Below are 15,939 nucleotides of genomic sequence, written 5' to 3'. Positions count from 1 at the left end.
CACCGGTTCCCGCCGGACGGGGCCGGAAGCATCATCGTGCGCCGGTAACGCACTGAACTTGTACTGCACCGGCGCACGATCCGCTGCAGCCGCTGCCCCTCCTGGTCGGTCAGTCTGCGCACACGGACAGGCGCGGCCACCGCGCTTCCAGCGGTCGGATCGGACGTCACCACGCATCCAACCGCCACGACCACCAACACGGCGAGCCTATGCGGTCACAGCACTGCCGTCGGCCACTCCGCTCACCGGCACCAGCTCCTCGCGCCGTGGCTCGCCAAAGGATCGCCGGCAGTGCACCAGCAATTCAGACAGTGCCGGGCTCTTGGTGGGCGCGGCGATCAGGGCCAGCACCGCGGAGATGCCGACGTCGCTGATGGTCACGGTCCGCAGCTTCTCGTGCCGGGCGACCATGGACTCGGAGAGCACGGCCACCCCGAGCCCTCGCTCCGCGAGGTTGACCACCGCGCCGGGGGCGCTCGCCTCCAGGGAGATGGTCAACGTGAGACCCAGTGCGGCAGCGGCCTGGTCGAGTACCGCGCGGATCCCGGTCCCGCGAGGCAGGCAGACGATCGGGTGCGCGCTGAGTTCGGCGAGGGTGACCGAACCCTGCTCGGCCAGCGGATGACCGGGTGGCACCGCGGCGATGATGGGCTCGGCGACGATCTGCCATCCGTCGAGGTCGTCCGGCGGCTCGCCGGCCGTGCCGACCAGGGCCAGGTCGACGGATCCCTCGCGGACGCGGTCGACGAGTTGGTCGGAGTCGTCCTCGACAAGGCTGATCTCCACGCCCGGATACGCGCGATGGAAGCTGGACAGCGCATCGAACAACGGGGTGATGGTGCACGCCGTGACCATGCCGACGACGAGCTTGCCTCGAACGAGTCCGTTCATCTCGTCGACGGCCTGCCGCAGCGAATCCACCGCCGCCAGCACAGACCGCGCGCGGTCGAGCGCGACCTCCCCGACCGCGGTCAGCCCGGCGCTGCGGCCCGACCGATCGATGAGCGTCGCCCCGAGGTCGTTCTCGAGCTGACGGATCTGAGCGCTGATCCCGGGCTGGCTGATATGGACAAGTTCGGCGGCGCGAGTGAAGTTCGCTTCTTGGGCAACAGCGAGGAAGTACTTCAACTGCCTGAGCTCCATAACTCCTGATTGTAGAACGGGTCGTGACGATTGATTGGCCTTTGGTCGAGTCGCCGCTCGAAGACGGACGCGCTGGAAATCGGCCCGGGGGAGGGGGCGTCGTGTCCGAGAACGAGAAGGCCCTGAAGCCGGAGGACCTCACCCGCCTCTTCGTGGAACGCGCCAACGCCGGTGACGCCGCCGGCCTCGCCGCGCTGTACGAGGAGGACGCGGTGATGGCCTACCCACCGGGCAGCGTGACGACCGGTCGGGAAGCCATCCGTCAACTGTGGGAGAAGGTGCTCGCCGGCGCGCCCCGATTCGAACCGGAGAAGCCGCTTCCGACGCTCGTCTGCGGGGACATCGCCCTCACCTCGACCCCACCCAAGGGCGGCGCCGGCGCCCGAGCGCAGGTGGTCCGCCGGCAATCCGACGGTACCCGGCTACGCATCGTGGACCAGCCTGAGTTCCGCTCGCTCACCCGCTGAGGTGGTCGGTCCGGAGTTCCCGTCGGCGGCCACCTGACGGCGAGCTGTCCGGCCGTGCCCCGTCACCTTCCGTGGCTACCGGATGGGGACCGTGCCGGCGACCTGTCTCCGACGAGCGAGCCGGTGGCCGTCAGGATCCGCGGAAGCGGTCTGACCGGGCCCGTGGCAACGCGTGCACCGGGCCGCGCAGTCTTCTTCGGCCAGGAGTGTTGCCTGTCAGTGCAGGTGGTTGAATGCCTGGTCGGCATCGGCCACGGCCTCGGGGTGGACGTCGCTGGCGGTCCGGCCGTCGGCGATCTTCTGCCAGTTGGCCCGGGCGAGCACCCGTTGGACCGCGAGTACCTGGGCTGCTCGCAAGCGTGCCTGGATGCCTTCGCCGAGGGCGTCGGCCAGTGCCTCCTCGTCCTCGAGCTGGTACTGCGTGAGTCGTCCCGCGAGGCTCGGTGTGCTGAACACCAGCCGGTGGAACGCCACCACCTCGGGATGATCGTTGAGGCCGGTGACGGGGTCGTACCGATCGAGGCCGGCCCGGAAGTGCCGGTGCAGCGCCGTCACCGGCTCGATGCCCGCCCCGCGGTCACGTACGACGCGTGCCGCCTCGCCCTGATGGTCCGCGAACCGGTGCAGCACCAGGTCTTCCTTGGTGGGGAAGTACCGGAAGAGGGTCGGCTTGGAGATCTCGGCCGCCGCGGCGATGTCGTTGACCGAAACGCGGTCGAAGCCGTGCTCCAGGAACAGTGAGACGGCCGCGTTGCCGATGGCGTCGCGTGTCCGCTCCTTCTTGCGGGCCCGCAGTCCCGTCGGCTCGCTCATCCATCCACCGTAACATTCATTACCGAGTTGCTTTTTTAACCGAGTAACGTTTTCATGGCGGCGTGAATCAGACAGACATTCCTCCCGTGCTCGTGACCGGGGCGACGGGCCGGATCGGCCGCGTCGTCATCGACCGACTCCTCGACGCGGGCGTGCCGGTCCGCGCCCTCACCCATCGCCCCGAGGCGGCGGCAACCCTTCCGGCGAAGGTCGAGGTCTTTACCGGCGACCTCACCGCGCCCGAGTCGCTCGACCCGGCATTGAAAGGCGCCGGTGCGGTCTTCCTCGTGTGGACCGCCCCGCCTCGCACCGCCGCGGCAGTCATCGAGCGACTGGCAGCCCACGTACGGCGGGTCGTCTTCCTCTCCTCCCCGCACCAGACGGCGCACCCCTTCTTCCAGCAGCCCAATCCCATGGCGCTACTGCACGCCGACATCGAGCGACTCATCGCGGCCACCGGTCTCGAGTCGACGATCATCCGGCCGGGGATGCTCGCGTCGAACTCTCTGGCCTGGTGGGCGCCCGCGATCCGGGAGGGCGAAGTCGTCCGGTGGCCTTACGGCGCCGCCGAGACGGCACCGGTCGACGACCGCGACGTCGCAGCCGTCGCGGCGCGGACGCTCTGTCAGGACGGACACGTCGGAGGCGACTACGTCCTCACCGGACCCGAATCGCTGACCCAAGCCGCGCAGGTGGACGTCATCGGTGACGCCCTGGGGCGCCGGATCGCATTCGAGGAGATGACGCCGGACGAGTTCCGAAGCCTGTCGGAGGGTACGGCGCCCGCTTCGGTCGTCGACATGCTGCTCGCCGCGTGGAGCGCGGCGGTCGGACAGCCCGCGTACGTCACCACTGCGGTGACCGACATCCTCGGGACCGCACCGCGAACGCTCCGCCAGTGGGCCGCCGACCACGCCACCGCGTTCACGGAGGGCTCGTAACCTCGTCGAGCGCGACCTGGGGCCCCGGCCCGCAGCCCTCAGTCCACCGTTGCTCCGGCCCCCGCCTCCGGCCCCCGCCTCTGGGATGTGCCGGGCGTGTGGACGCGTGAGACTCAGGTGGCCCGGGGCATCGGCGTACCGACAGAACGCGCAGCCTGCGGTCCAAGCATGCTTCGTCGACGGGGAATTACATGCGAGAGGTGTGCGCGCCGCTCGCAGGCGTCGGGAGGCGGCGGTCGCCGGCGGGGCGGAGACCGGGCCACCGTCAGCTCCCCCCGTCGTCCCGCCGGCGGCCCATCGGCTCGCACAACTGCTTGCCCAGCAAGTTCATCCACCGCGGTGCCCGCCGCTCGGGTGAGCCGAACTGATCGAGGTCCGCCCACCGACTCCCCCGTGGATCACGGGGGTTCGACCGGCTGCCCATCGCGCGCGCTCGGCAGGACGAGGGTGAAGCAGGTGCGGCCGGGCCTGCTCTGTACCTCCGCGCGTCCCGAATGCGCCCGGGCGACGGCGTCCACGATGGCGAGTCCGAGGCCGGTGGAGCCGGTGGCACGGGCGCGGGAGGTGTCGCCCCGGGTGAAGCGGCCGAACACCCGCGCGCGGAGATCGGCGGGGATGCCGGGGCCGTCGTCGGTGACGGAGAGCCGCGTCCACCGCGGTCCGGCCGACAGGGCGATGTCGACGCGGGTGCCTTCCGGGGTGTGGCGGCCCGCGTTGCTGAGGAGGTTGGTCACGGCCTGCTGGAGGCGTTCCGGGTCGCCGGTGACCTCCACCGGTTCTTCGGGGAGATCGAGTTCCCAGCGGTGTCCGGGGTGACGGGCGGCGGCGTCCTCGGTGGCGTCCAGCACGATGCGGGTCAGATCGACGGGTTCCCGGCGGAGCTCGCGTCCCGCGTCGAGCCGCGCCAGGAGCAGGAGCTCGTCGACCAGGACGCTCATGCGCCGTGACTGCACCTCGATGCGCTCCAGGGCGTGCCGTACGTCGCCCGGCAGGGGTGCGGCCTGCCGCAGGGCGAGTTCGGCGTGGGCGCGGATGGTGGCGACGGGGGTCCGCAGTTCGTGTCCGGCGTCGGCGGCGAAGGTGCGCAGGCGCTCTTCGCCCCGGTGGCGGCGGTCGAGGGCGTCGCCGACGTGACCGAGCAGCTGGTTGAAGGAATGGGTGAGGCGGCCCACCTCTGTGTCGGGGCGGTCCGCCGGCAGGGGCGGTGGCATGGCGACCTGTCCGGCGGCCAGCGGGAGGGCGGTCACGTCCCGGGCCGTACGGTCCAGCTCGTCCAGCGGACGCAGAGAGCGTCGTACCCACAGCGCGCCGGCCACGCCCGCGGTGACGAGGACCGCGGCGAAGACGACCGACTCCACGGCCTCGAGCCGGTGCACGGTCTCCTCGACCGGGTGCAGGGGCAGGCCGGTGAGCAGGATGTCACGGTCGTCGCCGCGCCAGGCGGCGACGCGGTAGGCACCGGTGGCGCTCAGGTGGATCGTGCGGGGCCGGCCGTCGGGGAGTACGGCGAGCAGCGTGCGCCGGTCGCGCGTGGTCAGCGGAACGGTGAGGTCGGCGGCCCCGTGCACGACCGCGGCCACGGTGACCCGGCCGTCCAGGGTGCGGGCGCCGAACGTGCCGTCGGCCTGGCCTCGGGTGTCCGGGACGTTGTCGGCGTCGGGCCGTGCCTCGTGTTCCAGGCTGGCGGCGAACCGGCCGCCGGCAGTGACGAGCTGTTGGTCCAGGCGGCTGACGAGGAACCCTTGCAGCGCCAGGACCGTGACGATGCCGACACACGTGCAGGCGAGCGCGAGCAGGCACACGAGTCCCGCGGTCAGACGTGCCCGCAGGGACCGGGGCATGCCCCTCGCGCGGATCATCGCAGTGCCGGGCGCAGGACGTAGCCCACGCCGCGGACGGTGTGGATGAGTGGCGGCCGACCCGCGTCGATCTTCTTGCGGAGGTAGCTGATGTACAGCTCGACGACGTGGGCACGGCCCCCGAAGTCGTAGGCCCAGACGCGGTCGAGGATCTGGGCCTTGGAGAGTACGCGCCGGGGATTGCGCATGAGGTAGCGCAGGAGCTCGAACTCGGTCCGGGACAGCTCTACGGGGCTGCCGCCGCGGGTGACCTCACGGGCGTCCTCGTCCATGACCAGATCGCCGAAGACGAGGTGTGTGCTGTCCGGTGCGCTCCGCGCGGTGAGGCCGGCTCTGCGCATCAGACCGCGCAGCCGGGCCAGGAGCTCCTCGATGCTGAAGGGCTTGGTGACGTAGTCGTCGGCGCCGGCCGTGATTCCGGCGACACGGTCTTCCACGGCGTCGCGTGCGGTGAGGAAGAGCACACAGATGCTGGGACGGTCACGGCGCAGTGCGCGCAGGACGCCCGGTCCGTCGCCGTCGGGCAGCATCCAGTCGAGGACCACGGCGTCCGGCTCGAACGAAGCGGCTGCGGTGAGCGCCTCGGCCGCACCGGCCGCGGTGCGCACCTGCCAGCCCTCGGAACGCAGGGCGGCCGCTACGACGTCGGTGAGGTCGGCCTCGTCGTCCACGACGAGGGCGCGAGGCATCCTTCCGTCGGAGGTACGCAGGGGCGGGGTGGGGGAGTCGTGGGTGTTCATCGCGCCTCCAGCATGCGGCATGCGTGAGGACCCACGCGTACGGGAATCCTCTGAGTTTCCTCTGAACCACCCGGTCATCGCCCCCGTTCAGAGGGTTTTCAGAGCCTGCTCGGCCACGGTGCTCTCATCGCGCCGCCCGGCGCGGTGGTCCCCGCGGGCAAGGAGCACCACAGCGTGAGCACTGACGGCATACGACTCCTCAGCGCGCCGCGCGATCACCGAGGACCGGTCCGCCGGCGGGGCGTGCCTGTCGCGGTGATCGTCTGGTCGGTACGACTGGCGGCCGTGGCCGGGGGGATCGGCGTACTCGGGCTGTGGTGGTCGGACACGTCCACCGTGGTGGGTCTGCCGGGCTGGCTGACGGGAGCGGGACGCCTGTCGGGGCTGCTGGCCGGATACCTGTGCGCGCTGGTGGTGCTGCTGATGAGCCGGATGCCCTGGCTGGACCGCACAGCCGGTCCGGACCGCCTGGCGCGGTGGCACGCCTGGCTCGGCAGGTACACGATCACGCTCGTCACGGCCCACCTGCTGCTGATCATCGAGGGCTATGCCCTGACCGGTCGCACGTCGCCGGTCACCGAGGCAGGTCAGGTCTTGCTGCACTACCCGGACATGCTCAAGGCGCTCGCCGCGTTCGTGATCTTCCTGGTCACCGCCTTCGTCTCCGCGCGGGCCGCACGCCGCCGACTGCGCCACGAGACGTGGTACCACCTCCATCTCGCCACCTACGCCGCCGTGTTCCTGGCCTTCGGGCACCAACTGTCGACCGGGGCGGACTTCGTGGGTCATCCCGCGGCCCAGGCATGCTGGTACGCCCTGTACGGCGGTGTCGCGGGACTGATCTGCTGGTTCCGCGTGCTGGAACCCCTGCGTCTGTCGCGCCGGCACCGACTGCGGGTCGCCGAGGTCAGGCCCGAGGGCCCGGGCGTGGTGTCGGTGCTCATCACGGGCGACCGCATGGAGGAGCTGCACGTGCGCCCCGGGCAGTTCATGCGCTGGCGGTTCATGGCGCCCGGCATGCGGTGGACCTCCTCGCCGTACTCGCTGTCGGCGCCGGCCGACGGCCGTGGACTGAGGATCACGGTCAAGGCCGCCGGCGACCACAGCGCCCAGCTGGCGCGGCTCCGTCCCGGCACCCGGGTCTGGGCGGAGGGGCCGTACGGCGCGCTGACGCCGGATCGCGCCCGCGGTACCGGGAGCCTGCTCCTGGCAGGGGGTGTCGGCATCACGCCCCTGCGGGTTCTGTTCGAGACGCTGCCCGGCGACACCGTGCTGCTGTACTGGGCCCGCAGGCCCGAGGACCTGGTCCTGCGCGGCGAACTGGAGACGCTGGCGGCCACTCGCGGCGCCCGGCTCCACCTCTCGGTGAGCGAACCGGCGGGCTACCGGCTCCCGCTCGACGCGCGGAACCTGCGGGCCCTGGTCCCCGACGTCCGTGCCCGTGACTGCTACGTGTGTGGACCGCCGGGGATGGCCGAGGCCGCCCGCGACGCCCTGCGGGCGGCAGGAGTGCCCTCCCGCCGCATCCACAGCGAGTCGTTCACCTTCTAGGCCCTGTCCGGCAGCGTCCCCGTAGCCCGTTCCCGGGCGTCGGCCGGTTCGTGCCTGCCTCCACCACCCTCCCGCCGGAGACCTTCATGCGCCGTACCCTGTTCACCTTCGCCGCCACCGCGGCCGGCATCACCACGCTGCTCGCTCTCAAGCCGCACCAGCCGCCCGCGCCCGCGGCGGCGGCCGGCCCCACGGGCGGAACCTCGCCGCTGCAGGGACACGGCACCACCGCGAACCCCTCGGGCGTCTACACGGGCGACACGGTCGACACTCCCTACGGACCCGTTCAGGTGCGGATCACCCTGCGGGGCGGAAGGCTCACGGGTGTGACCGCACTGCGCACGCCGGACGGCAATCCGCGGGACCGCGAGATCGCCTCCTACGCGGTGCCGCGCCTGACCGGTGAGGCGCTCGACGCACAGAGCGCCCGCATCGACGCCGTCTCGGGAGCGACATACACGAGCGGCGGGTACGTCCGTTCCCTGCAGAGCGCCCTGGACAAGGCGAGTGGCTGAGGCGGACGAGCGGATGCGGCACACCGAGGAGGTCATGGGCACGGTCGTCTCGTTCGACCTCCGCCACGCGCCCACCCCCGGTCTGCGGGGTGCCCTGACCCGCGCCGTGCGCCTCCTCCACGATGCCGACCGGGTGTACTCGCCTTTCCGCACCGACAGCGTGATCAGCCGCCTGCGCCGCGGCGAGGTCCGGCGCGACACGGTGCCCCCTCAGGTACGGCACGTGCTGGAGCTGTGCGAGACGGCACACAGTCGCACCCGGGGGGCCTTCGACGTCTGGGCGGACGGTGCGCCTGACCCCTGCGGGCTCGTCAAGGGCTGGGCGGCAGAACGCGCGTGGCGCCTTCTGCGGGAGGCGGGAGCCGCGGACGTGTGCGTGAACGCCGGCGGCGACGTGCGGGCGGGGAGCACGGGCGTGTGGCGGATCGGCATCAGCGACCCCCGGCGCCCCGGGCACCTGCTGACGTGCGTCGAGGGCCGCGACATCGCCGTCGCCACCTCCGGCACGACAGAGCGGGGCGGCCACATCAGCGACCCACGTACCGGACGGCCGGCACGGGGCCTGCTCTCCGCCACGGTCACGGGCCCCACGCTGGTGTGGGCCGACGTGTTCGCGACGGCGGCGGTCGTGCTGGGAGCCGGCGAAGCGCACGAATGGATCGCCTCGCAGCCCGGCTACGCCCTCCTCACCGTCTCGGACGACGGTTCGGTCCGGGCGAGCAGGGACTTTCCGCCGTCGGCCCTCACCGCTGAGTGATCACCGATCCACGCGGCCATGGCGACGGGATCCGGCTCTCTCTGCGATGAGTTCAGCCGTGCACGAGGTCGTCGGTTGCCTCCCGTACCGTCTCGCGCAGAGGCGGTGTCGGTCACTCCTCCGGCAGCACGAGCACGCACGTCTCCCCGGGGGCGACGGTCACCGCACGGTCGGCCAGTACGACTCGGATCGACGACTCGTCCGAGTCCGGGACGGCGATCTCCAACTGACCCCCGCGGCGCCGTACACGAATGCCCCAGTGACCGCGATAGTGCATCGTGAAACCGTATTCCGAGAGCGTGGGGAGAGGCACCGGGTGCAGCCACAGGGCGTCCTCGCGCGTCTCCAGTCCCGTCAGGCCGCGTTGCACCAGGTCGAGGGTCCCGGCCATGGCCCCGAGATGGACGCCCTCGCCTGTCGTGCCGCCCTGGATGTCGGCGATGTCCGCTTCCAGGGCGTCGTGGACGTACTGCCATGCCTCGGCCCGTCTGGCTTTGGCGAGGACCAGGCCGTGGACGAGTTCGCTGAGGGTGGAGCCGTGGCTGGTGCGCCGCAGGTAGTAGTCCACGGTTCTGCGCCAGATGTCGTCGTCCAGGTCGTAGCCGAGACGCCGGAACAGAGCCCGCAGCTCGGCGGGCGAGAACAGGTAGCCGAGCATGAGGACGTCGGCCTGCTTGGACGCCTTGAAACGGTTGACCGTGTCGCCCTCGGACTCGAGGATCCGGTCCAGCCGCCGGAAGGTGCCGTAGCGCGCGCGGTAGGCGTCCCAGTCGAGTTCGGCGAGGTTGTCGTAGCCGTCGAACTGGCTGATGACGCCCTGGTGGAAGGGCACCCGCAACCGACGCGAGACCTCCTCCCACTTGGGCACTTCCTCAGCTCCCAGCCGGACCCGCTGGAACAGTTCCTCGCGACGCCATGCGGGAAGGCGCCGCAGGAGTTCCAGCGTGCGGGTGAGGACCCAGGCGGCGGTGACATTGGTGTACGTGTTGTCGTCCAGTCCCGGCGACTCGGCACCCGGGTAGCTGTCGTGGTACTCGTCGGGGCCGACCACCCCGCGGATCCGGTAGCGGCCCGTGGCGGTGTCGAGGACGGCGAGGTCCGCCCAGAAGCGGGCGATCTGCAGCAGCATCTCCGCGCCCTTGGTGTGCAGGTACTCCGTGTCGCCGGTGGCCTCGCAGTACTGCCACACGTTGTAGGCGATCGCCGAGCCCACGTGGTGCTGAAGCCGGGAGTGGTCCGGCAGCCAACGGCCCGAGCGGGGATTGAGATGCCACTCCTGGGACTCCTCACGGCCGTCGCTGCCGCTCTGCCACGGGTACATGGCCCCGGCCCGGCCGGCCGCGGCGGCCGCCCGGCAGGCCCGCGGGAGGCGCCGGTGGCGGTAGTTGAGCAGCGCCCGGGAGACCTCCGGGAAGTGGAGGTTGAGATACGGCAGGACGAAGAGCTCGTCCCAGAAGACATGACCCCGGTACGCCTCGCCGTGCAGTCCCCGGGCCGGGACGCCCACGTCAAGATCCGCGGTGTGCGGTGACAGCGTCTGCAGGACATGGAAGAGATGGAATCGCAGAGTGCGGCCGGCCTCGCCGGACACCTGGATGTCCGCTCGCCGCCACAACTGCTCCCACGCGGCGGTATGGGAGTCCAGGAGAGTGGGGAAGTCCGCCGCGTTTGACACCCGGTCGACCGCTTCGCCGAGGGGGTCGCTGATCGCTGTGTCCCGTGAGGTGTGGAGTGCCACGGTCTTCTCCACGGTGACGGGACGGCCCGGGACGGCCGGGATCACGAGGCGATGAGTGGCACGGTGGCGGCCAGGACGAAGCTCCGACGACGGGGGCCGGTCGGAGACCACCTTTGTCCGGGCAGCCAGGGCGACAGCGATGTCCGACGTGCTGGTGCGACAGCTCAGCCAGACCGTGTGAGGCTCCTGTGCGCCCGTCCGCACCCGGGTCACATGGCGGTGACTGAGCGCGCGGTAGCGGTGCACATTGCCGTTGATCACTTCACCGTCGAGACAGCTCTCGATCTCGATCTCTCCGGACCAGCCCTCGGCGGTGAAGACCGTCCGAAGCGCGGCCAGGTGAGGATCCCCCATGTGCACCAGACGGGTCTGTTCCACGCCGAGCACACCCGTCTCGCCGGTCCGGTGACGGAAAGACCTGGTGAGGGTGGCACGGCGCAGATCCAGGGTGTGGCGGTGGTCCAGGAGGGAGTGCGTGCTGGGAGAGAACCACGGGCCCCACGTGCCCTCGGCGCGGCGCAGACGGAACCGGAGAAGCAGCCAGTTCGGGAGATTGACCAGATCCTCGTTCACCACCCGGCGCCCCGCCACGGTCGAATCCAGGCGGTCGTAGCACCCGGCCGCGTAGGTTCCCGGGTAGTGCACCAGGTCGGCCCGGCACTCCGGCAGCGCGCCCCGCGTGGCGAAGTAGCCGTTGCCCAGTGTGCAGAGAGATTCACGCAACTGTTCGGCGGTGGGGTCGTAGCCCGTCCACTCCCATGTCCATTCCGACATCCGCCGGCCTGTCCGCCTACTGATCGGCCGGAGTGATCCGGCGGCCCGTGAGGCTCGCGGGCCTGATCGACACCCACATCTCGCGCTCACCGCCCGCCCACGGCGTGGTGTGGGCATGCTGGGTGAGCCTGCGTACGGCGTCGGGCTCCGTCACCACACTCGCGGGACCGACGGCGAGTACGCTCCAGCCCTGACTCAGGGCTTCGTCCACGTGGTCGACCTCGAATGCGACCTCCTTGCCCGCGGCCGCTGCGGTCACGGAGCCCGGATCGGTCCGGAAGACGATGGCGTCGTCGATGACCTCGTAGTTGACCGGGACGACCGCCGGGCGGCCGTCGGACGTCCGTACCGCGACGCGTCCCACGCCGTGCGTGGAGAGCAGGGTGCGGCATTCCTCCGGGCCGAGGTCCCTCAGCCGAGGGTGCAGCAGTGCGTGTCCCTGGCCCGGTGGGAGATCGATGCCGCCGCCGCGCAGAGCGGCGACCGTGGTTCCCAGTGCGCCGGCCAGCCTGATGAGAGTGGACGAAGTCGGGTCCGCCGGCTGTTCCTCGAGGTAGGCGAGATAGTCGGGCGACATCCGGGCGCGGCGGGCTGCCTCCTCCATGCTGACTCCCTGTCGCCGGCGCTCGAGGGCCACGCGGCGGCCGATGTCGCCGGGGTTGGCCGCCTCGCGCGGTGGGGCGGTTGTGGACATGGTCCCCGCCTCACCCGTGTCCGGCTGTGCTTCTCGCGCGGTCTGGAGGTGGCTGATGTGTGCGTCGGGCCCGGGGAACACGAGCGTCACCTCGTCCGTGTCCGACCAGCGCACATCGTAGGGGGGTGTTCCGTCCTCGTGGTGGAGTCCGACGATCTCGCCGTCGCGCCTGCCGGCGCCGGTCGCCCGGCTTTCGACGACGAGCTGGTCGCCGAGGTGAGCTCGCATGATCGCCGCCCTCTCCTCAGAATGGTGATGTGTCCAACCTGCCACGCGGGGCACGGTGCCGCAGGAGTTCGTCGCCCGGCAGAAGCCTCACCTCGGGGTTTGGCACGTGGGACGCCCGTCGCACGCCGGCGTCCGTGGCGGGGCGCCTCGCGCAGCGCGGCCGTTCCCCGCCGGGCCGGTTCAGGGCTCATACGGACCGCCGCGTGCCGAAGGCGGCCCGGGCGGCTCTTGCATCACGCTCCGGGCAGCCGGTCCCAGCAGGTCGGCCGGCCGCCGGAATACGTCCAGGAACAGGTCGTCGGTGGTCAGGACGCCGACCACCCGGCCACCGTCGAGGACCGGAAGGCGTCGCACACCGGCGCGGCGGAACGTCAGGTGGGCCACCTGGAGGTCGTCCACAGGGGAGACGCTGCCCGCGACGCACACGGGAGGGGCGGTCGTCACCTCGGAGACCTTCATGGTGCTGCCTCCGTCGTTGCTCGGGCCATGCCATTGCTCAGACGATGTCGAGCACTTCGTTCACCGGCCGGCGCGGGCTCGGGTGGCCTTGGGGGCCGTAGCCGAGCCGGAGCACCATCTGTACGTGGGCCATGGACGAGACCGGGTCGCGAGCCACCCACCTGAGTTCCGGCCATTCCAGCGGCTGGGAGGTCACTGAGGCGACCAGCCCGTCCGTGGTGGCCCGGAGCAGGACCCGTTCCAGTGCCTGTCCGGCGCGAAGCCATTCCGCCGGCCCGTCACGGGCTGTGCCCAGAATCGCGATCTGTGGGTTCTTCTCGAAGGACGCCCACGGGCGGCCCGGCATCGGGCGTCCGACGGCGAAGTCACGCACGGGGGCGGCGGTACCGCGCTGCCGTGGGCCGAACGCCTCGGCGGGGATCCCGTCAGGCGCCTCAGCGGTCCCCGACGGTTCCGTCCGTGCCCACTGCGCGGTTTCGCCGCGCACTCCGGCGTCCTCCGCCTCCTGCCCCTCGGCGTCCCACACCAGCTCCAGGATCGACCGCACGTGCCAGGCGCCGGGGAACAGCAGCTGCGCACCCTCGGCGCGGGCAGCGCCGCACAGGTGCTCCCGTACCGTGGCGGGGATTTCCTCGTCGCGGTAGGGGTGGCGGCTGGAGTGACGGCGGTGGATCGCGGGGTGCAGCAGGGCGAGCGCCTGGTCGGGGGGTGCGGTGGCGCGCAGGTGCACCTCGGCGAGGAACCCGGGGTCGGCCGGGTCCGGGAGCAGCCGGACGACCGGCGCCAGCCCTGCGGCGGCGGCTGACACGCGCAGGTTGAGCAGCGCGGCACCGCAGCCCAGATGCAGACCCCGCCTCTCCGGGTCGGTGCGCGGCAGGGCACGTTTCAGGTCGGCGTACAGGCGCAGGACGCCGACGCCCCCCAGGTAACGGAATCTCCAGGGCTGTGCGTTGTGCAGCGAGGGGGCCGCTGTGGCGTCCGCCACGAGCCCTGTGATGGTGTCCTCGTCAAAGGGTTCTGCAGACACGGTGGCTTCCCTTCGCTGCCAGGTGCGCCGGCCTCGGTCAGCTAGACCGCGGCCGGCGCCGCGGACGACAGGCCGAGTACGTCGCTCCGGATCCGGTCTCCAGCGTGGGCTTCGCGCACCGCTACGGGCAGGGGCCATACGGGCCTGACGCGGGGCCGGGTGGACCGTGACGGCCGCGGTCGCCTACGCGGCCGTGTACGGGACGGCGATGACGGGGCAACGAGCGTGGTGCAGCACGCCCTGGCTGACCGAGCCCAGCAGCATGCCGGTGAAGCCCCCGCGCCCTCGGGTGCCCACCACCAGGCCCAGCGCGTGGGCCGAGGCCTCGGTGAGCACCTGCACGGGATGCCCGACGACCAGTTCGTGGCGCAGGTCGACTTCGGGGTAGCGGGCGCGGCGGCCGGCCACGATCTCGGAGAGCATCCGGCGGCACTCCTGCTGCGGCCCGTGTTCGTCGAAGACCCTGAGCATCCCGGGCTGCCAGACGAACAGGGCTCGCAGCTCGGCACCACGCAGGGCGGCCTCCTCGAACGCCACGTCGACCGCCGCGGCGGAGTGTTCGCTGCCGTCGACCCCGACGACGTAGTACTCGGGGCGCTCGGGTTCCTGGCTGACGTGTTCCGGCTCGGGGACGACGACCACAGGACAGTGCGCATGGGCCATGACGGGCACCGCGACCGAGGCGGAGCCGAACACCTCCTGGGCCCGGCTCAGGTGTCGTGAGCCCAGCACGACAGCCGTGGCGTCGCGGCTCTGCTCGCGCAGCACCCACACGGGATCGCCCTCCGCGAGGAGCGTGTCCACCTCGAGCTGTGGGTGCTTCGCCGCGACGAACTCCGCGGTCTCTTCGAGTGCCCGCTTCCCGGCCTTGTGCAGGGCCTGGTTCCACTCCTCCCAGGACGGAGGGATCTCCCCCCTTCCGTAGCCCCTGGTCGGCACGCCCTCGACGAGGACCGGACGCAACGGCAGCCGACGGCGCGTGGCCTCGTCGGCCGCCCAGGCCAGCGCCATCCGGTGAGCGGGGTCGGGATCGACGCCCACCACGATCGGCCGGCGGTCACCGGGCCGGGACACGGCTGCCTCCGATCACCGACAGGGCGGCATGGTCGCTGTTCTTCGTCGATGCGGGAGTGGACATCGCCCTTGCCTCCTTGCTGCGGCGGCGTGGAGGAGTGCCGTCGCCGATTCCATTGAAGGCCTCGGTACGGCTGATGTGCCAGTGCCCATCGGTCGTCGGGCCGATCCCGGTGGCCCTTCCTGGCCGGCCCGGTTCGGCACGGGTGATGTCACCCGCGGGCATGGTGAGCACCGACAGGACGGTCACCGGCCCCGGGCGGCCCTTGAGTCTGCCGCAGCGTTCGCAGAGGGACGCGAGGTCGCTGTAGAGGTAACCGGGGTAGGCACCGGCGGGCCGGTACCTGACCTCTGCCTGACCGAGGGTTCCGCGAGCGCGATCAGTGCGCGGAGTGGTTTCCGGTCTCGTGCTGGTCCAGGTGGGAGGCCAGGACGGCCGCCTGGACCCGGCGCTGCACGCCGAGCTTGGCCAGCAGCCGGGAGATGTGGTTCTTGACGGTCTTCTCCGACAGGTACAGCTTCTTGCCGATCTCGCGGTTGGTGAGGCCGTCGCCGATGAGAGCGAGGATGTCCCGTTCCCGTGGCGACAGGCCCGTCAGCTCCGGGGGGAGGGACGGTTCCTCGGCCGGGCCGGCGCGCAGCGAGTGCAGGAGCCGGGCCGTGGTCGCGGGGTCGAGCATCGACTGGCCTGAGGCGACGGTGCGCACGGCCGAGACCAGGTCGGAGCCCTTGATCTGCTTGAGGACGTAACCGGCCGCGCCGGCCATGATCGCGTCCAGCAGGGCCTCCTCGTCGTCGAACGACGTCAGGATCAGACACGCCAGTTCCGGCATCCGGCTGCGCAGCTCGCGGCAGACGGTGATGCCGTCGCCGTCCGGGAGACGTACGTCGAGCACGGCCACGTCGGGGCGCAGCGCCGGTCCGCGCACGAGGGCGTGCTCCGCGGTGTCCGCGTCACCGATCACACGGATGTCCGGTTCGGCGTCGAGCAGGTCGGTCAGGCCGCGTCGCACGACCTCGTGGTCGTCCAGCAGGAACACCCGGATCGGGTCCTGTTCCGTGAAGGTGCGTGTCTCGGCCATGAAGACCCCTCGTTTCCCCGGGATGGACGGACTGCGGCCGTCCATCCCGATCATCACTCGTGGGCCGCGGTCGCACC

At 71.4% G+C, this 15,939-nt stretch carries 15 protein-coding genes and 2 pseudogenes; 5 read left to right on the top strand and 12 right to left on the bottom strand.

Annotation, left to right across the window (positions count from 1 at the left end):
- Nucleotides 1–2 precede the first annotated feature (2 nt).
- Both OIB37_RS01155 and OIB37_RS01150 read right to left on the bottom strand, forming a co-directional pair.
- A pseudogene (locus tag OIB37_RS01155) lies at nucleotides 3–140 on the bottom strand (IS630 family transposase); the annotation flags it as partial.
- A gap of 67 nt (nucleotides 141–207) precedes the next feature.
- The gene (locus tag OIB37_RS01150; RefSeq protein ID WP_330455597.1) at nucleotides 208–1,143 is read right to left on the bottom strand and encodes a LysR family transcriptional regulator; all 936 of its coding nucleotides are present in this window, start codon (nucleotides 1,141–1,143) and stop codon (nucleotides 208–210) included.
- A gap of 101 nt (nucleotides 1,144–1,244) precedes the next feature.
- Between OIB37_RS01150 and OIB37_RS01145 the strand changes: the two genes are divergently transcribed.
- Entirely contained in the window at nucleotides 1,245–1,610 is a 366-nt protein-coding gene (locus OIB37_RS01145) for a YybH family protein (protein WP_330455596.1), read from the top strand.
- A 216-nt stretch (nucleotides 1,611–1,826) separates the two neighbouring features.
- On the opposite strand, the gene OIB37_RS01140 is transcribed toward OIB37_RS01145, so the two are convergent.
- Nucleotides 1,827–2,423: a TetR/AcrR family transcriptional regulator gene (locus OIB37_RS01140; protein WP_330455595.1), complete on the bottom strand. Its 597-nt coding sequence runs from the start codon at nucleotides 2,421–2,423 to the stop codon at nucleotides 1,827–1,829.
- An 86-nt stretch (nucleotides 2,424–2,509) separates the two neighbouring features.
- On the opposite strand from OIB37_RS01140, the gene OIB37_RS01135 reads away from it, so the two are divergent.
- Nucleotides 2,510–3,364 (top strand): NAD(P)H-binding protein, encoded by an 855-nt coding sequence (locus OIB37_RS01135; RefSeq protein ID WP_330461746.1) that lies wholly within the window; start codon nucleotides 2,510–2,512, stop codon nucleotides 3,362–3,364.
- A gap of 398 nt (nucleotides 3,365–3,762) precedes the next feature.
- Here OIB37_RS01135 and OIB37_RS01130 read toward each other — a convergent pair whose 3' ends face one another.
- Together OIB37_RS01130 and OIB37_RS01125 are read right to left on the bottom strand one after the other, a co-directional pair.
- Nucleotides 3,763–5,205: a sensor histidine kinase gene (locus OIB37_RS01130; RefSeq protein ID WP_330455594.1), complete on the bottom strand. Its 1,443-nt coding sequence runs from the start codon at nucleotides 5,203–5,205 to the stop codon at nucleotides 3,763–3,765.
- 14 nt (nucleotides 5,206–5,219) lie between these two features.
- Nucleotides 5,220–5,963 carry a response regulator transcription factor gene (locus OIB37_RS01125; RefSeq protein ID WP_330455593.1) on the bottom strand — a complete coding sequence of 248 codons (744 nt, stop codon included), beginning with the start codon at nucleotides 5,961–5,963 and terminating at the stop codon, nucleotides 5,220–5,222.
- Nucleotides 5,964–6,137: 174 nt separating this feature from the next.
- Here OIB37_RS01125 and OIB37_RS01120 point away from each other — a divergent pair, with 174 nt between their 5' ends.
- The 3 genes from OIB37_RS01120 to OIB37_RS01110 all read left to right on the top strand — a co-directional run bounded on the left by OIB37_RS01120 (nucleotide 6,138) and on the right by OIB37_RS01110 (nucleotide 8,786).
- Nucleotides 6,138–7,514: a ferredoxin reductase family protein gene (locus tag OIB37_RS01120; protein ID WP_443058104.1), complete on the top strand. Its 1,377-nt coding sequence runs from the start codon at nucleotides 6,138–6,140 to the stop codon at nucleotides 7,512–7,514.
- 86 nt (nucleotides 7,515–7,600) lie between these two features.
- A complete protein-coding gene (locus OIB37_RS01115; RefSeq protein WP_330455592.1) occupies nucleotides 7,601–8,029 on the top strand; it encodes an FMN-binding protein in 429 nt (142 codons plus the stop codon).
- Nucleotides 8,022–8,786, top strand: a complete 765-nt coding sequence (locus OIB37_RS01110; RefSeq protein WP_330455591.1) for an FAD:protein FMN transferase — start codon at nucleotides 8,022–8,024, stop codon at nucleotides 8,784–8,786. Before OIB37_RS01115 ends, OIB37_RS01110 begins: the two co-directional genes overlap by 8 nt.
- 112 nt (nucleotides 8,787–8,898) lie before the next feature.
- Here OIB37_RS01110 and OIB37_RS01105 read toward each other — a convergent pair whose 3' ends face one another.
- The 7 genes and pseudogenes from OIB37_RS01105 to OIB37_RS01075 form a co-directional block, all read right to left on the bottom strand.
- Entirely contained in the window at nucleotides 8,899–11,298 is a 2,400-nt protein-coding gene (locus tag OIB37_RS01105; protein WP_330455590.1) for a glycoside hydrolase family 65 protein, read from the bottom strand.
- 16 nt (nucleotides 11,299–11,314) lie between these two features.
- Entirely contained in the window at nucleotides 11,315–12,220 is a 906-nt protein-coding gene (locus OIB37_RS01100; RefSeq protein WP_330455589.1) for a pyridoxamine 5'-phosphate oxidase family protein, read from the bottom strand.
- 180 nt (nucleotides 12,221–12,400) lie between these two features.
- Nucleotides 12,401–12,679 carry a CBS domain-containing protein gene (locus OIB37_RS01095; RefSeq protein WP_330455588.1) on the bottom strand — a complete coding sequence of 93 codons (279 nt, stop codon included), beginning with the start codon at nucleotides 12,677–12,679 and terminating at the stop codon, nucleotides 12,401–12,403.
- 37 nt (nucleotides 12,680–12,716) lie between these two features.
- Nucleotides 12,717–13,706 (bottom strand): Acg family FMN-binding oxidoreductase, encoded by a 990-nt coding sequence (locus OIB37_RS01090; protein WP_330455587.1) that lies wholly within the window; start codon nucleotides 13,704–13,706, stop codon nucleotides 12,717–12,719.
- 183 nt (nucleotides 13,707–13,889) lie between these two features.
- The gene (locus OIB37_RS01085) at nucleotides 13,890–14,780 is read right to left on the bottom strand and encodes a universal stress protein (RefSeq protein ID WP_330455586.1); all 891 of its coding nucleotides are present in this window, start codon (nucleotides 14,778–14,780) and stop codon (nucleotides 13,890–13,892) included.
- Nucleotides 14,764–15,060 (bottom strand): annotated as a pseudogene (locus tag OIB37_RS01080) (hypothetical protein); the annotation flags it as partial. The pseudogene OIB37_RS01080 and the gene OIB37_RS01085, both read right to left, overlap by 17 nt.
- Nucleotides 15,061–15,160: 100 nt before the next feature.
- Entirely contained in the window at nucleotides 15,161–15,862 is a 702-nt protein-coding gene (locus tag OIB37_RS01075; RefSeq protein ID WP_330455585.1) for a response regulator transcription factor, read from the bottom strand.
- Nucleotides 15,863–15,939: the final 77 nt, after the last annotated feature.

Source organism: Streptomyces sp. NBC_00820 (assembly GCF_036347055.1).
Taxonomy (GTDB): Bacteria; Actinomycetota; Actinomycetes; order Streptomycetales; family Streptomycetaceae; genus Streptomyces.
The sequence above is the reverse complement of the archived record's forward strand: the minus strand, read 5'-3'. Positions and strand labels throughout refer to the sequence as shown.

Excerpts from the sequence above, each read along its gene's own strand:
- OIB37_RS01150 (WP_330455597.1), bottom strand. The coding sequence starts at position 1,143 with ATGGAGCTCAGGCAGTTGAAGTACTTCCTCGCTGTTGCCCAAGAAGCG.
- OIB37_RS01140 (WP_330455595.1), bottom strand. The coding sequence starts at position 2,423 with ATGAGCGAGCCGACGGGACTGCGGGCCCGCAAGAAGGAGCGGACACGC.
- OIB37_RS01130 (WP_330455594.1), bottom strand. The coding sequence starts at position 5,205 with ATGCCCCGGTCCCTGCGGGCACGTCTGACCGCGGGACTCGTGTGCCTG.
- OIB37_RS01125 (WP_330455593.1), bottom strand. The coding sequence starts at position 5,963 with ATGAACACCCACGACTCCCCCACCCCGCCCCTGCGTACCTCCGACGGA.
- OIB37_RS01115 (WP_330455592.1), top strand. The coding sequence starts at position 7,601 with ATGCGCCGTACCCTGTTCACCTTCGCCGCCACCGCGGCCGGCATCACC.
- OIB37_RS01105 (WP_330455590.1), bottom strand. The coding sequence starts at position 11,298 with ATGTCGGAATGGACATGGGAGTGGACGGGCTACGACCCCACCGCCGAA.
- OIB37_RS01100 (WP_330455589.1), bottom strand. The coding sequence starts at position 12,220 with ATGCGAGCTCACCTCGGCGACCAGCTCGTCGTCGAAAGCCGGGCGACC.
- OIB37_RS01095 (WP_330455588.1), bottom strand. The coding sequence starts at position 12,679 with ATGAAGGTCTCCGAGGTGACGACCGCCCCTCCCGTGTGCGTCGCGGGC.
- OIB37_RS01075 (WP_330455585.1), bottom strand. The coding sequence starts at position 15,862 with ATGGCCGAGACACGCACCTTCACGGAACAGGACCCGATCCGGGTGTTC.